Origin of the sequence: Streptomyces sp. NPDC057939 (genome assembly GCF_042887545.1) — a bacterium.
Classification (GTDB): domain Bacteria; phylum Actinomycetota; class Actinomycetes; order Streptomycetales; family Streptomycetaceae; genus Streptomyces.
In genome coordinates this window covers 26,909-42,334 of the sequence record NZ_JBHVPG010000020.1, presented here as the reverse complement: position 1 = coordinate 42,334, position 15,426 = coordinate 26,909, and the positions used below count along the sequence as shown (strand labels likewise).

General features: G+C 71.0%; 13 protein-coding genes and 1 tRNA gene. 1 reads left to right on the top strand and 13 read right to left on the bottom strand.

All coding sequences use genetic code 11. From position 1 onward, the window contains the following. Window positions 1-5: 5 nt before the first annotated feature. The 13 genes from ACFVS6_RS21930 to ACFVS6_RS21870 all read right to left on the bottom strand — a co-directional run bounded on the left by ACFVS6_RS21930 (window position 6) and on the right by ACFVS6_RS21870 (window position 14,865). Window positions 6-662, bottom strand: coding sequence for a protein-tyrosine-phosphatase (locus ACFVS6_RS21930; protein ID WP_388901073.1), 657 nt, complete (start codon window positions 660-662; stop codon window positions 6-8). Beyond that, the gene (locus ACFVS6_RS21925; RefSeq protein WP_079429782.1) at window positions 659-1,306 is read right to left on the bottom strand and encodes an L-threonylcarbamoyladenylate synthase; all 648 of its coding nucleotides are present in this window, start codon (window positions 1,304-1,306) and stop codon (window positions 659-661) included. Before ACFVS6_RS21925 ends, ACFVS6_RS21930 begins: the two co-directional genes overlap by 4 nt. Before the next feature lie 52 nt (window positions 1,307-1,358). Continuing rightward, on the bottom strand, window positions 1,359-2,204 hold the full coding sequence (prmC, locus tag ACFVS6_RS21920) for a peptide chain release factor N(5)-glutamine methyltransferase (protein ID WP_389706067.1): 846 nt from the start codon (window positions 2,202-2,204) through the stop codon (window positions 1,359-1,361). A 54-nt stretch (window positions 2,205-2,258) separates the two neighbouring features. Further along, window positions 2,259-3,338 carry a peptide chain release factor 1 gene (gene prfA, locus ACFVS6_RS21915; protein ID WP_389706065.1) on the bottom strand — a complete coding sequence of 360 codons (1,080 nt, stop codon included), beginning with the start codon at window positions 3,336-3,338 and terminating at the stop codon, window positions 2,259-2,261. A 118-nt stretch (window positions 3,339-3,456) separates the two neighbouring features. Beyond that, window positions 3,457-3,675, bottom strand: a complete 219-nt coding sequence (gene rpmE / locus ACFVS6_RS21910) for a 50S ribosomal protein L31 (RefSeq protein ID WP_388901079.1) — start codon at window positions 3,673-3,675, stop codon at window positions 3,457-3,459. 194 nt (window positions 3,676-3,869) lie between these two features. After that, window positions 3,870-4,964, bottom strand: a complete 1,095-nt coding sequence (locus ACFVS6_RS21905) for an LCP family protein (protein WP_389706063.1) — start codon at window positions 4,962-4,964, stop codon at window positions 3,870-3,872. 358 nt (window positions 4,965-5,322) lie between these two features. Further along, window positions 5,323-7,440, bottom strand: coding sequence for a transcription termination factor Rho (gene rho / locus ACFVS6_RS21900; RefSeq protein ID WP_389706061.1), 2,118 nt, complete (start codon window positions 7,438-7,440; stop codon window positions 5,323-5,325). A 427-nt stretch (window positions 7,441-7,867) separates the two neighbouring features. Next, on the bottom strand, window positions 7,868-8,815 hold the full coding sequence (gene thrB / locus ACFVS6_RS21895; protein WP_389706059.1) for a homoserine kinase: 948 nt from the start codon (window positions 8,813-8,815) through the stop codon (window positions 7,868-7,870). A gap of 307 nt (window positions 8,816-9,122) precedes the next feature. Beyond that, window positions 9,123-10,193, bottom strand: coding sequence for a threonine synthase (gene thrC, locus ACFVS6_RS21890; protein ID WP_389706057.1), 1,071 nt, complete (start codon window positions 10,191-10,193; stop codon window positions 9,123-9,125). Between the two features lie 6 nt (window positions 10,194-10,199). Further along, entirely contained in the window at window positions 10,200-11,504 is a 1,305-nt protein-coding gene (locus ACFVS6_RS21885) for a homoserine dehydrogenase (protein ID WP_389706055.1), read from the bottom strand. A gap of 156 nt (window positions 11,505-11,660) precedes the next feature. Then, on the bottom strand, window positions 11,661-13,052 hold the full coding sequence (gene lysA, locus ACFVS6_RS21880) for a diaminopimelate decarboxylase (protein WP_389706053.1): 1,392 nt from the start codon (window positions 13,050-13,052) through the stop codon (window positions 11,661-11,663). A 19-nt stretch (window positions 13,053-13,071) separates the two neighbouring features. Further along, window positions 13,072-14,031, bottom strand: coding sequence for an ArgS-related anticodon-binding protein NrtL (nrtL, locus tag ACFVS6_RS21875; RefSeq protein ID WP_389706051.1), 960 nt, complete (start codon window positions 14,029-14,031; stop codon window positions 13,072-13,074). Between the two features lie 357 nt (window positions 14,032-14,388). Then, window positions 14,389-14,865 carry a response regulator gene (locus tag ACFVS6_RS21870; protein ID WP_389706186.1) on the bottom strand — a complete coding sequence of 159 codons (477 nt, stop codon included), beginning with the start codon at window positions 14,863-14,865 and terminating at the stop codon, window positions 14,389-14,391. Window positions 14,866-14,965: 100 nt separating this feature from the next. Here ACFVS6_RS21870 and ACFVS6_RS21865 point away from each other — a divergent pair. Next, window positions 14,966-15,037, top strand: a tRNA-Arg gene (locus ACFVS6_RS21865). Window positions 15,038-15,426: the final 389 nt, after the last annotated feature.

The following is a 15,426-nucleotide window of genomic DNA, read 5'->3' as shown; positions in this document are numbered from 1 at the left end:
CGCGCTCAGCGCGAGGCGGTGACGCCCGTCAGGGCCGTGACCACCGGGTCCAGCGCCTGGTTGATCTCGTCGCCGATCGAGCGGAAGAAGGTGATCGGGGCGCCGTACGGGTCGTAGACCTCGTCCGCGTCGGGGGAGGGCGCCAGCAGCCAGCCGCGCAGCGCGGCGGCCGCCCGTACCAGGGCGCGCGCACGCTCCGCCATGCCGTCGTCCAGCGGGGGCAGCGTCGCCGGGTCTATGGCGCGCACCAGCCGGGTGAACTCCTTCAGCGTGAAGGTCCGCAGCCCCGCGGAATGGCCCATGGAGATGACCTGGGCCCGGTGGTCCCGGGTGGCGGTCAGCACCAGGTCCGCGCGGATGACGTGCTCGTCCAGCAGTTCGCGCCCGGTGAAGCCGGAGGCGTCCGCGCCGAAGTCCGCGAGGACGGCGGCGGCGTTGGCCTCCATCGGCGCGCCCTCGTGGCCCCACGTACCGGCGCTCTCCACGATGAGGTCACCGGCCGGGATCCCCCCCAGTCGGTGCGACAGGGCGTGCCGCGTCAGCCGCTCGGTGATGGGCGAGCGACACACGTTGCCCGTGCTGACGTGGAGTATGCGGAAGGCCGAGCCCGAAGCCGCCGCCGGAAAGGGCCCGCTTGCTATGCCACGCCCCTGAGGGCTCACGGGGCCACCTCAAGATCGGGTACGACCTCCCGCAGCTGCTCGGCGGTCAGCGCCCCCTCGCGCAGCAGGACGGGAACCTTCCCGGTGACGTCGACGATCGACGACGGCAGCGTGCTCGGCGTCGGCCCGCCGTCCAGGTACACGGAAACGGAGTCACCGAGCATGGCGCGCGCCGCGTCGCAGTCCTCGGGCGCCGGGTGCCCGGACAGGTTCGCCGAGGACACGGCCATCGGGCCGACCTCGGTCAGCAGCTCGATCGCGACGGGGTGCAGCGGCATGCGCACGGCGACCGTCCCGCGGGTCTCGCCGAGGTCCCACGCCAGCGACGGCTGGTGCTTGGCGACCAGCGTCAGCCCGCCCGGCCAGAAGGCGTCGACGAGCTCCCACGCCTGCTCGGAGAAGTCGGTGACCAGACCGTGCAGGGTGTTCGGGGAGCCGATGAGCACGGGCGTGGGCATGTTGCGGCCCCGGCCCTTGGCGGCGAGCAGGTCACCGACGGCCTCGGCGCTGAAGGCGTCCGCACCGATCCCGTACAGGGTGTCGGTGGGCAGCACGACGAGCTCGCCGCGGCGCACGGCGGATGCGGCTTCGCGCAGGCCCGTCTTGCGGTCCGTCGCGTCGTTGCAGTCGTATCGCCGGGCCATCAGCGGGCCTCCTCGTGCAGCGGGGTGGTGTCGGGGGTGGGGGTCGTGCGGGTCACGGCAGGGCCTTGCGGGCGGTCGCGAAGCGCGGCCGGTTGTTCAGGTCGGGGTGGTCCGCCGAGTCCGCCCAGCCCCGCTCGTCGGCGAAGATCCACGGCACTTGGCCGCCCTGGGTGTCGGCGTGCTCGATCACCACGATCCCGCCCGGTCGCAGCAGCCGGTGGGCGGTGCGCTCGATGCCGCGGATGGTGTCGAGGCCGTCCTCCCCGGAGAACAGCGCCATCTCGGGATCGTGGTCCCGGGCCTCGGGGGCGACGTACTCCCACTCGGTGAGCGGGATGTAGGGCGGGTTGGAGATGACCAGGTCGACCTGCCCGTCCAGCTCGGGCAGCGCGCTGAGCGCGTCGCCCTGGTGGACGGTGACCCGGGAGCCCTCGGCGTTCTTGCGGGTCCACCGCAGGGCGTCCTCGGACAGCTCCACGGCGTGCACGCGCGAGCGCGGCACCTCCTGGGCCATGGCCAGGGCGATGGCCCCGGAGCCCGTGCACAGGTCCACGATCAGCGGCTCGACGACGTCCATCGCCCGGACGGCCTGTATGGCCCAGTCCACGACCGACTCGGTCTCGGGCCGGGGCACGAACACCCCGGGTCCGACCTGGAGCTCCAGGTAGCGGAAGAAGGCGCGGCCGGTGATGTGCTGGAGCGGCTCGCGCGCCTCGCGGCGGGCGACGGCCTCCCAGTAGCGGGCGTCGAAGTCCGCGTCCTTGACGTTGTGCAGTTCCCCCCGCTTGACGCCGTGCACGAAGGCCGCGAGCTCCTCCGCGTCGAAGCGCGGTGAGGGCACGCCGGCGGCGGCCAGCCGCTGGGTGGCCTGGGCCACCTCGGCAAGCAGCAAGTTCACGCTGGTCCTCCGGGCTGCTGTCGTACGGGGGGTGGTGCGGGAATCTGGCAGGACTCAGTGCGCGGCGGCGAGCTTGGCGGCGGAGTCCGTGTCGACGCAGGCCTGGATGACCGAGTCGAGGTCGCCGTCGAGCACCTGGTCCAAGTTGTACGCCTTGAAGCCGGTCCGGTGGTCCGAGATCCGGTTTTCGGGATAGTTGTACGTACGGATCTTCTCGGACCGGTCCACGCTGCGCACCTGGCTGCGGCGCACGTCGGAGGCTTCCTGCTCGGCGGCTTCCTGGGCGGCGGCCAGCAGGCGCGACCGCAGGATGCGCATGGCCTGCTCCTTGTTCTGGAGCTGGCTCTTCTCGTTCTGGCAGGAGGCGACCACACCGGTCGGCAGGTGCGTGATGCGCACGGCCGAGTCGGTGGTGTTGACGGACTGGCCGCCGGGGCCCGAGGAGCGGTAGACGTCGATGCGGAGGTCGTTCATGTTGATCTCGACCTCGACCTCCTCGGCTTCCGGGGTGACGAGCACGCCGGCGGCGGAGGTGTGGATGCGGCCCTGGGACTCGGTGGCCGGGACGCGCTGGACGCGGTGCACGCCGCCCTCGTACTTCAGGCGGGCCCACACGCCCTGGCCGGGCTCGGTCGCCCCGTTGCCGCCCTTGGTGCGGACGGAGACCTGGACGTCCTTGTAGCCGCCGAGCTCGGACTCGGTGGCGTCGATGATCTCGGTCTTCCAGCCCACGCGCTCGGCGTACCGCAGGTACATGCGCAGCAGGTCACCGGCGAAGAGGGCGGACTCGTCGCCGCCGGCTCCGGCCTTGACCTCCAGGAGCACGTCCTTGTCGTCGCTGGGGTCGCGGGGAACGAGCAGCAGGCGGAGCTTCTCGGTGAGCTCTTCGCGCTGGGCGCTCAGTTCCTTGACCTCGGCGTGGAAGTCGGGGTCGTCGGCCGCGAGCTCCTTGGCCGTCTCGATGTCCTCGGTCGACTGCTTCCAGGCGCGGAAGGTCGCGACGATCGGGGTCAGCTCCGCGTAGCGCTTGTTCAGCTTGCGCGCGTTGGCCTGATCGGAGTGGACCGACGGGTCGGCGAGCTTCTTCTCAAGATCGGCGTGCTCGCCGACCAGTTCCTCGACCGCCTCGAACATCGGGGTCTCCTGTGGTGAAGGTCAAAAAGGGGCTGGCGTGGCTGGGCGACGACAAAGGCGCCGGTCCGGCCGCCCCCGCATGGTCAGGGGGCGGCCGGTGACCGGCGCCTGGGTCGCGCTACTTCTGGGCCGAGCCCTTGCCGAAGCGGGCCTCGAAGCGGGCCACGCGGCCACCGGTGTCGAGGATCTTCTGCTTGCCCGTGTAGAACGGGTGGCACTCGGAGCAGACCTCGGCACGGATGGTGCCTTCGGTCAGGGTGCTACGAGTGGTGAACGACGCGCCACAGGTGCAGCTGACCTGGGTCTCGACGTACTCGGGGTGAACTTCGCGCTTCAAGGTGTCTCCTAGTTTCGGGAGGGCGCCGGGTCGCAGGAGCCGAATTGCGCACTGCGTGAACCGGGGCCGACAGACCAGTCTGCCAGGACCGGGCCGCCTGTCAAAATTCTGAGGACGCTCTCCTCAACGGCACGGGTCCGGCATCTATTCCGGCCGGCTCCCCGCCGCTTCCCGGCCCCCGGCCGGCCCTCCCGCTAGCGGACGATCCCGGCGGCGGCGCCCTTGTCGCCGGCGGAGGCGGCGGTGGCCTCGGCGGGGATGGGCCGGTCCGCGAGCAGGGCGTCCCAGACCATCTTGGACTCCTTGGTGAGCGGGACGACCCGGTTCGGGTCCCGCGAGTCCGCGGTCACCGGCAGGGTGATCATGTGCATGTCCTCGGAGTCGATGCCCTGGAGTCCCTGGGCGAAGCCCATGAGGGACTTCACGTCGCCGAGCGCCTTGTCGGTGGTGATCGCCTTGGTCGCGGAGTCCGCGAGGCCGAGGAGCCGCTTGGGGTTGTCGAACACCCCGATGCCCTTGACCTGCTTGATCAGCGCCTTCATGAAGGCCTGCTGGAGCTGTATTCGACCCAGGTCGCCGCCGTCGCCGACGCTCTTGCGGGTGCGTACGAGGCCGAGGGCCTGCTCCCCGTTGAGCTTGTTGGTGCCGGGCGGGAGGTCGAGGTGGCTGTAGTCGTCCTTGATGGGCTTGGTCGTCGTCACCTCGACGCCGCCGAGGTTGTCGATGATCTTCTTGAAGCCCGTGAAGTCGACCTCGATGTAGTGGTCCATGCGGATCCCCGACATCTTCTCGACGGTCTTGACCGCGCAGGCGGCCCCGCCGATGGTGAACGCCTCGTTGAACTGGGAGCGCGAGCTACCCGGATCCGTCTTCCCGTTGGGGGTCGCGCAGCTGGGGCGCGGGGCCATGGTGTCGCGCGGGATGGATATGACGCTCGCCTTCTGGTGGCCCTCGTAGAGGTGGACGATCATCGCGGTGTCGGAGCGGGCGGATCCGCCGTCGTCCTTGCCGTACTCGCCGTTGGCGCCGCCGCGGGAGTCGGAGCCGAGCACGAGGATGTCCATCGAGCCGTTGTCGACGTTCGCCGGGCGGTCCTTGCCGAGTGCCTGGTCGATGTCGACGCTCTTCAGGTTGCCGTTGAACTTGAAGTAGACGTACCCGAGGCCGGTGCCGCCCAGGAGGACCACGCCGGCGGCGGTCCACGCGGCCACGGTGAGGCCCTTGCGCCGCGGCGGTTTGCGCCGCCGGGTCCCGGCACGACGGCCGCGACCCCTGCTGTCCTCGCTCATGCTCTCCTCAGTCCCTGACTCCGGTACGTGGTCCTACGACACACCTTCCCGCTGTCCCTTCACTCAGACGGCGGAGCGGCCCCCAGGGTTCCACGGCCGGCGCGGGGGGCCGACCGGCGCGGTCGACCGGGGCCCGCAGGGACATCTCGGGACGAACGGGGTGTAGCGAAGTTCTTACCTGCGGTTTCCCAAGGGTTCGCGGGGTCGGTCCGATCGCCCCGCGGACGGTACGAATGTGGCGAAGGTCGCACGGGGTCACGTAGGGGGCACCGCGCGGGCACGCACCACGAACGCGGGACCGCCCCCACCGCGGCTGCGGTGGGGGCGGTCCCGTCTGCGCTGAGCCCGAAGGCGGCGGTCAGTCGTCGTTCTTGCCCGCCGGCGTGGTCTTCGCGATCTGCATCAGGAACTCGGCGTTCGACTTCGTCTGCTTCATCTTGTCGAGCAGCAGCTCGATCGCCTGCTGGGAGTCGAGCGCGTGCAGCACCCGGCGCAGCTTCCAGACGATGGCGAGCTCCTCCGCGTTGAGGAGGATCTCCTCCTTGCGGGTGCCCGACGGGTCGACGTCGACGGCCGGGAAGATGCGCTTGTCGGCGAGCTTGCGGTCGAGCTTGAGCTCCATGTTGCCGGTGCCCTTGAACTCCTCGAAGATCACCTCGTCCATGCGCGAGCCGGTGTCGACCAGCGCGGTGGCCAGGATGGTCAGCGAGCCGCCGTCCTCGATGTTGCGCGCGGCACCGAAGAAGCGCTTCGGCGGGTACAGCGCGGTCGAGTCGACACCACCGGACAGGATGCGGCCGGAGGCGGGCGCCGCGAGGTTGTACGCGCGGCCCAGACGGGTGATGGAGTCCAGCAGGACGACCACGTCGTGACCCAGCTCGACGAGGCGCTTGGCGCGCTCGATGGCCAGCTCGGCGACGGTGGTGTGGTCCTCGGCCGGGCGGTCGAAGGTCGAGGAGATGACCTCGCCCTTGACCGACCGCTGCATGTCGGTGACCTCTTCCGGACGCTCGTCGACCAGGACGACCATCAGGTGGCACTCGGGGTTGTTGACGGTGATCGCGTTGGCGATCGCCTGCATGATCATGGTCTTGCCGGTCTTCGGCGGGGCCACGATCAGGCCTCGCTGACCCTTGCCGATCGGCGACACGAGGTCGATGATGCGGGTGGTCAGCACGCCCGGGTCGGTCTCCAGACGGAGCCTGTCCTGCGGGTACAGCGGGGTCAGCTTCTGGAACTCCGGGCGGCCACGGCCGGATTCGGGCGCCATGCCGTTGACGGAGTCCAGGCGGACCAGCGCGTTGAACTTCTCGCGGCGCTCGCCGTCCTTGGGCTGGCGGACGGCACCGGTGGTGTGGTCGCCCTTGCGCAGACCGGCCTTGCGGACCTGTGCGAGGGAGACGTACACGTCGTTCGGGCCGGGCAGGTAGCCCGAGGTCCGGATGAACGCGTAGTTGTCGAGGATGTCGAGGATGCCCGCGACGGGGATCAGCACGTCGTCGTCGGCGACCTGCGGCTCGCTCGGCGCGAACTCGTCGCGGCCACGACGGCCCCGGCGGTCGCGGTAGCGGCCACGACGGCCGCGGCGGCCGTCCTCACCGTCGAAGTCGTCCTGCGGGCCGTTGTCCTGACGGTCCTGCCGACCCTGCTGCTGGCCCTGCTGACCCTGGCCCTGACCGCGGCCGCCCTGCTGCTGACGGTCCGCACGGTCCTGGCGGTCGGCACGGTCCTGACGACCGCCGGCCTGACCCTGGTTCTGGCCCTGACCCTGGGGCTGGCCCTGGTCGTCACCCTTGGCACCGCGCTCGCGACGCCCCTGCTGGCGGTCGCCGCGCTCGGCACGCTCGCCCCGCTCGCCGCGGTCACGGCGGTCACGACGGGTACGGCCCTCGCCGGCCTCCGGGGACTGGCCCTGGGCGGCGACGGTGGTGGCCTCGGCCTTGGCCTCCGGCTGCGCGGCCGGAGCGGTCTCGGTCTTCTGCTCGACCTGCACGACGGCGGGGGCCGTCACCTCCGGGCTGCCGGAGGGCGCGGTGGCGCGGCGCCGGCGGCGCTCGCCGACGGGCGCGTCCTCGCTGGCGGGCTGTCCGGGGATGTCGATCTGCGCCTGGACGGCGGGCTTGTCGGCCGCCTTCTCGGCGGGCGCCTGGACGGCGGTCTCACCCGTGCGGGCCTTGCTGGTGGCGCGGCGCTTCGGCTTGGCCTCGGCGGCGTCGGCGGCGGGGGCCGCGGCCTTGGGGGCGCTGCCGCCGCCCTGGGCCTCCTTGATGACCTCGATCAGCTGGCTCTTGCGCATCCGCGCGGTGCCCCTGATTCCGAGGCCGGACGCGACCTGCTGCAGCTCGGCCAGGACCATGCCGTCGAGGCCGGTGCCGGAGCGGCGTCGCCGTCCCGGGGCAGCCGCGGCGCCCGCGGCGGGGGCACTGGTGTCGACGTTGGTGTCGGCAGCGCCCATCAGATCGGTGGTGTCGCTCACGAAGGGTCCTTCCCTGGAGCGGACGTCGGCCTGTCTGGCTCGGCGACCGGTTGTGCTGTCCGACGACGGTCCATGACCTGATGTGTCATGACCGCAGCCGGGGCGGTGGTCCGCCGATAGAGATACGGCGGAGAGAAACGTGCATGGGTGGTTCCGGCGAGAAGCCCCCGAGCTGGAAGCGTGGGAATGTCACGCCGATTCCGGAGCGTGCTCGAAACTGCTGGCAGCGATCAAAGCAGTCGGGGAGGCTCCCGGAAGAAAGGTGGTCCCGGATGGGGACACTGAGCACCGAGCCATGGCGGCTTCGGATGCGCACTTGAGACTAACACTACAGGATCCAACAGATATTCCCCCTCTCAATCACCGGCAATCGCCCCGTCCGGGGCGGGCGGCCTGCCCTGGCCGCCCGCCCCGGAGAGCCGTGTCGCTAGTACACGGACTGGGCTCCCTGGGCTCCCTGGGTACCCAGCGGAAGGACGCTCGCGCCCGCGGCGTCGAGTGCGAGGCGGTTGGCCGCCCACCCCTCGCCGGCGAGCCGCGCGACCTTGTCGGCCGCGTCGTTGTCGACCAGCGCGAGGACCGTGGGGCCCGCGCCGGAGATGACCGCGGGGATGCCGTCCGCCCGCAGCCGGTTCACGAGTGCCACGCTCTCGGGCATCGCCGGGGACCGGTACTCCTGGTGCAGTCGGTCCTCGGTGGCGGGCAGCAGGAACTCGGGACGCCTGGTCAGGGCCTCCACGAGCAGGCCGGCCCGGCCCGCGTTCGCCGCGGCGTCCACGTGCGGGACGCTGCGCGGCAACAGTCCGCGCGCGGTCTCGGTCAAGACCGGCTTGGACGGTACGAAGACCACCGGAACGATGGAATCCGCCGGGTCCATACGGATCGCCTTGGCGCTTCCCCCGTCCATCCAGGCCAGGGTGAAACCGCCGAGCAGACAGGCGGCGACGTTGTCGGGGTGTCCCTCGATCTCCGTGGCGAGCTCCAGCAGCGCCGCGTCGTCGAGCCGGGCCTCGCCGCCTATGGTCACGGCGCGGGCGGCGACGATGCCGGCGCAGATCGCGGCGGAGGAGGAACCGAGACCACGACCGTGCGGGATGCGGTTGGCGCAGACGACCTCGAGGCCGCGCGGCTGGCCGCCCAGCAGGTCGAAGGCGGTGCGCATGGAGCGTACGAGGAGGTGGCTCTCGTCCCTCGGAAGGGTGTCGGCGCCCTCACCCGCGATGTCGATGTTCAGGCCGGAGTCGGCGACGCGGACGATCACGTCGTCGTAGAGCCCCAGGGCCAGGCCGAGGGCATCGAAGCCGGGGCCGAGGTTGGCACTGCTGGCGGGGACGCGCACTCGTACGGCGGCGGCGCGGAACGCTGGACCTGCCATCGGTCGATGACACTCCTTGTGACTGTGCGAGATCTGGTGACGGTGCGGGATCTTCGCTGCGAATGTACTGGAGAACGTACGACACCCGAAGGCCCTTGGGGCAGCACCGCGGTCATATGCGCGGTGGCGGATGTAAGTACAGCGTATCGAAGGAAGGTTCTCCCGCGACATAGGGCGCACAGGAGGCGCACGATGCGTGTCGCGTTCTTCCGCTGAATTCCGTTGACTTTTGGTGCCGTACGGGCCGAGTTGCCGGATTCCGGAAGCTTCCGGAATCCGGCAACGGGGCGTCGAGCCGGAGCTCGGGTCAGATCAGGCCGAGACGGGCGGCCGCGGCCTCCGCGTCCACCGGAATGGTGATCGGCTGCGGGGCGCCGGCAACCGCCCAGTCGGGGTCCTTCAGACCGTTGCCGGTGACGGTGCACACGATCTTCTGGCCCGGGTCGACCAGCCCCGCCTCGGCGGCCTTGAGCAGGCCCGCCACGGACGCGGCCGACGCGGGCTCCACGAAGACGCCCTCCTGCGCGGCCAACAGCCGGTAGGCGGCCAGGATCTGGCGGTCCGTCACCTCGTCGATGAAGCCGCCGGACTCGTCCCGCGCGGCGAGCGCGTAGTCCCAGGAGGCCGGGTTGCCGATCCGGATCGCGGTGGCGATGGTGTGCGGCTCCTTGACGACCTCGCCGCGCACGATCGGCGCGGAGCCGGAAGCCTGGAAACCCCACACGCGGGGCGTACGGGAGGCCAGGCCATCGGCCTTGTACTCCTTGAAGCCCTTCCAGTACGCGGTGATGTTGCCGGCGTTGCCGACGGGCAGTACGTGGATGTCGGGGGCGTCGCCGAGCGCGTCCACGATCTCGAACGCGGCCGTCTTCTGACCCTCGATGCGCACCGGGTTGACGGAATTGACCAGCGCGACCGGGTAGTTGTCGGACAGCGCGCGGGCCAGGTCCAGGCAGTCGTCGAAGTTGCCGTCGACCTGCAGGATCTTCGCGCCGTGCACGAGGGCCTGACCCATCTTGCCCAGCGCGATCTTGCCGCGGGGGACGAGCACCGCGCACACCATGCCGGCACGCACCGCGTAGGCGGCGGCCGAGGCGGAGGTGTTGCCGGTGGAGGCGCAGATGACGGCCTTGGCGCCCTCCTCCTTCGCCCTGGTGATCGCCATGGTCATGCCGCGGTCCTTGAAGGACCCGGTGGGGTTCGCACCCTCCACCTTGAGGTGGACCTCACAACCCGTGCGCTCGGAGAGCAGCTGGGCGGGAACGAGGGGCGTCCCGCCCTCGCGGAGGGAGACCACCGGGGTCGTGTCCGTGACCGGCAGGCGGTCCCGGTACTCCTCGATGATGCCCCGCCACTGGTGGGTTCGGTTGCTGCTCATGGGTCCTTACTCCCCTTCAACGCGCATGATGCTGGCGACACCTCGTACGGTGTCCAGCTTCCGCAGCGCCTCGACGGTCCCCGAGAGGGCGGCATCGGGCGCGCGGTGAGTGACGACGACGAGGGAGGCCTCATTGCCGACCCCGTCCGGACGTCCTTGCTGTCGTACCGTGTCGATCGACACGCCGTGCTCCGAGAAGGTCGTCGCCACCTGGGCGAGGACACCCGGCTTGTCCGCCACGTCGAGGCTGATGTGGTAGCGGGTGACGACATCGCCCATCGTGCTGACCGGCAGCTGGGTGTACGCCGACTCGCCGGGCCCCGTTGCCTCCGCGAGCTTGTTGCGGCAGACCGCCACGAGGTCGCCGAGGACCGCGGACGCGGTCGGCGCGCCACCCGCGCCGGGACCGTAGAACATCAGCCGACCGGCGGCCTCCGCCTCGACGAAGACGGCGTTGTACGCCTCGCGGACGGAAGCCAGCGGGTGGGTCAGCGGGATCATCGCCGGGTGCACGCGGGCCGTCACGGACCGGCCGTCGGCGGCGCGCTCCAGGATCGCGAGGAGCTTGATGGTGCAGCCCATGCGCTTGGCGGAGGCGAAGTCCGCGGCGCTGACCTCGGTCATGCCCTCGCGGTACACGTCGTCGAGGCGGACCCGGGTGTGGAAGGCGATGCCGGCCAGGATCGCGGCCTTGGCGGCGGCGTCGAAGCCCTCGACGTCCGCGGTGGGGTCGGCCTCCGCGTACCCGAGGGCGGTGGCCTCGTCCAGCGCTTCCTGGTAGCCGGCGCCGGTCGAGTCCATCTTGTCGAGGATGAAGTTCGTCGTGCCGTTGACGATGCCCATCACCCGGTTGATCTTGTCGCCGGCGAGGGACTCGCGCATCGGGCGGACCAGCGGGATGGCGCCGGCCACGGCGGCCTCGTAGTAGAGGTCGAGCCCGGCGGCCTCGGCGGCGGCGTGCAGTGCGGCGCCGTCCTGGGCGAGCAGCGCCTTGTTCGCGGACACGACGGACGCGCCGTTCTCGAAGGCGGTGGTGATCAGGGTGCGGGCGGGCTCGATGCCACCGATGACCTCGATAACCACGTCGATGTCGCCCCGTTTGAGGAGGGCGGTCGCGTCGGTGGTGACGAGAGCGGGGTCGATCCCCTCACGAACCTTGGAGGGGCGGCGCACGGCGACACCGGCGAGCTCGACCGGCGCACCGATCCGGGCCGTCAGGTCGTCGGCGTGCGTCGTCATGATGCGCGCCACCTCTGAGCCGACCACTCCACAGCCCAGCAGCGCCACCTTCAGCGGACGCGTACGCATCATTCGACCTACGCCTTTCGATCTTTCTGCATTCCCCGGCGCGCGGTTACGCGTCAGGTATGAACCAGTCTCACTCAATGGACATCAGTTTCCATCCTCGGTCCATTGAGTGAGACACCCATTTTCAGGATTTGGGGGCTTCTCCCGGAAACATGAGGGTCATCCGAGGTCGAGACGCAGGAGATCTTCCTCCGTCTCGCGGCGGACGATCACCCGTGCCCGCCCGTCCCGCACCGCGACGACCGGCGGTCGGAGCGCGTGGTTGTAGTTGCTGGCCATGGACCTGCAGTAGGCGCCGGTGGCGGGCACGGCGAGCAGGTCGCCGGGGGCCAGGTCGGCCGGCAGGAACGCGTCCTTGACCACGATGTCACCGCTCTCGCAGTGCTTGCCGACGACACGGACGAGCATGGGCTCGGCGTCCGAGACGCGGGACACGAGGTTGACGGAGTACTCCGCGTCGTAGAGCGCCGTGCGGATGTTGTCGGACATGCCGCCGTCGACGCTGACGTACGTCCGCAGCCCTTCGAGGGGCTTGATGGTGCCGACCTCGTAGAGGGTGAAGGCGGTGGGGCCGACGATGGCCCGACCCGGCTCGACGGAGATCCTCGGCGCCCGCAGGCCGGCGCTCTCGCATTCGCGGGCGACGATCTCCGTCAGCGCCTTGGCGATCTCCTGGGGCTCGCGCGGGTCGTCGGCGGAGGTGTAGGCGATGCCCAGGCCGCCACCGAGGTCGATCTCGGGGAGCTCGACGCCGTGCTCGTCGCGGACGGCGGCCAGCAGCCGGATCACCCGCTTGGCGGACACCTCGAAGCCCGCCATGTCGAAGATCTGCGAGCCGATGTGCGAGTGCACGCCGAGCAGGTCGAGGCTGTCGTGGCCCAGCGCCCGGCGCACGGCCTCGGCGGCGCTGCCGTCGGCGACGGCGATGCCGAACTTCTGGTCCTCGTGGGCGGTCGCGATGAACTCGTGGGTGTGCGCCTCGACGCCGACGGTGACGCGGATCTGCACGGGCTGGCGCACACCCAGCTCACGGGCGACGTGCGCGACGCGGGCGATCTCCTGGAAGGAGTCGAGGACGATGCGCCCGACGCCGACCTCGATGGCCCGCCGGACCTCCGCCTCGGACTTGTTGTTGCCGTGGTAGGCGATCCGCTCGGCGGGCATCCCGGCGGCCAGCGCCGTGGACAGCTCGCCGCCCGAGCACACGTCGAGGTTCAGGCCCTCCTCGCGCAGCCACTTCACGACGGCCTTGGAGAGGAACGCCTTCCCCGCGTAGAAGACGTCCGCCTCCTTGCCGAAGGCGTTCGCCCAGGCGCGGCAGCGGGCGCGGAAGTCCTCCTCGTCGAGGAAGTAGGCGGGGGTACCGAACTCCTCGGCGAGCTTGGTCACTTCGATGCCGCCGACGCAGGCGACGCCGTCGTCGTTGCGCGTGACGGTGCGGGCCCAGACCTTCTCGTCCAGCTTGTTCAGGTCGGCGGGCGGCGGCGCGTAGTGCCCCTCGGGCAGGACGTCGGCGTGGCGGGGCCCGGCGGGGTGCGCGGAACGGCTCATCGGAATCTCTCTTCGCGGGTCACAGGAAGTCGGGGGCGTCCAGGCCGAGCAGGGCGAGGCCACCGGCCAGCACCGTCCCGGCGGCTTCGGCGAGTGCCAGCCGGGCACGGTGGGCGGCCGAGGGTTTCTCGTCTCCCCGGGGCAGGACGTCGTGCTGGAAGTCGAGCAGCGCGTCGGCGACGGTGACGAGGTGCCGCACGAGCCGCTCGGGCGCCCGGTGGTGCGCGGCGGCTTCGAGGACGAGGGGGTACTCGGCGAGGGCCGCGAGCAGGGCGGGCGCCTCGACGTCGCCCGGCTCGCCCCGGAACCCGAGGTGTTCGGCGTTGCGGTGGAGCGCGCGGGCGCGGGCGTGGGCGTACCGCACCCGGAACAGCTCGCTGGACTCGTCCTGCACCAGGAGTCCGGCGGTGAACGAGGGGGTCTCGCGCGCGGGGACGCCGAGCATGGCCCAGGCGGCGGCGTCCGTTCCGTAGCCGGCGACGACGTCCCCGTCGCGCCGGGCGACGGGGGCGACGGGGGCGACGGCGGGCGGGGTGTCGCTGTCGCCGCCGGTCGCGATGTCGGCGTCGGCCGCCTGGCTCCGGCGGATACGGGCGATGGCGTCGCCCACGACGCGCGCGCGCAGCTCGCCGTCGGGGGCGTACCCGTACCGGGGGCCGCGCGCGTGGACGTCCCGCACGAGGGCGGCGGCGGACCGGGACGCGAGGGTGAAGTTGAGGAACCCGGCGCCGGTGACCTCGACGTTCTCGATGCCGGGCTCGGCGGCGAGCCGACCGGCGAGGACGCGGGCGACGTGGGCCGGCGCGGCCCCGGCACCCTTGGCGACCTGGAAGGCGACGGGCGAGGCGTAGTCCCCGACTCCCCCGGGCCGCGTCCGCTCGACGACGACACGCCCGGGCACGGGCCCACCCAGCTCCCCGTCCTCGACGGCACGGCGCACGGCACGTACGACGGCACGAGAGAGGTCGGCGGGGATCACGACACCCAGCCTAGGGGAGAAGCCCGAGGGGCATGCATCGGGTTTCGGCATGTGAACAGGGGGAGGGACGTACGGGGCGGAATCACGTGAAGTGCGGGGTGCACGGAACCCTGCGGAGACCGCAGCGGAACGGGGCGGAACACGGAGGGGCCGGGACAGGAGGAGGGCGAAGACGGGCGAAGAAGGGCTCACGGGCCACGGCCGCTGGGGAAAGAAAAGAATGGGGACTCAGGACTCGGCGAACCCAGGGAGTTCGGGGAACTCCAGGAGCTCAGGAAACTCCGGGAGGTCAGAGAGCCCAGGGAACTCAGGGAGCCCAGGGAACTCAGAGGGGCGACTCAAGAAGGTTATGGGGACTCAGCCCCTCCCTCTCCCGGCCGGGGTCCCTTTCCGCTCGCGCCGGTCCCTGCGCTCGACGAGCCGCCGCACGACACGGACCAACTCGGCCGGCTCGAAGGGCTTCGCCACGAACGCGTCGACCCCGGCGGCGATCCCGGCCTCGACCTCGTGCTGCGTACAGGCGCTCACGATCGCGACGGGCAGGTGCCGCGTCCGCGGATCGGCCCGCAACTGCGCGGCCGCACCGAACCCGTCCAGCCGGGGCATGACCACATCAAGGGTGATCGCGTCGGGGTTCACGCGGTGGACGATGTCCAGGCACTCGACACCATCGTTCGCGGTCACGACCTCGAAGCCCTCCAGCTCGAGATTGACCTTGATCAGCTGCCGGATGACCTTGTTGTCGTCGACAACAAGCACCCGGCCCGAGGCGCCTGGCACAACTCGAGAGTAGGTCCGCCGCCGCCCCCGCGTCCGGGTTTTCGCCACTTCCACCCCCTCCGGGCGACCGACCTCCCCCTCCCACCCAAAACGGTTCCTGATCACCCCGGGGATGCTGGTAGTGTTCAACCCGTCGCCGCAAAGCGAACGACACGCCCCCGTAGCTCAGGGGATAGAGCAACGGCCTCCGGAGCCGTGTGCGCAGGTTCGAATCCTGCCGGGGGCACTTCGCAGGAAGTGCCCAAGACCCCGCCATCAGCGGCAACGCTGAGACGGGGTCTTCGTGTATGTGCAGCCAACTGCCGCCGTGTGCACCCGTATGTCAGCGGCTGTGGACTATTCGCGGCCTGGCTCCCGCCGGAACTTCGCAGGCCGGCCCGAACAGCGGGAAGGCCCCGGGATCTCGCCCAGGGGCCTCGGGCCGCGCCCACTCGTCTCCTACTCGTGGTCACGGAGAAGTACCTCGACGCGGTGGTTGCCGCAGAGCCCGTCTCGGAGAGTTCGACTGCGGTCGCTCGACTCACTCCGCAAAAGGTGTCCGAGCGATGCCCGAGGTCTTCGCGATCCGCCTCCTCGATGTCGTGCCGCCCGACATCTCCGAGGCGGTCAGCGCCC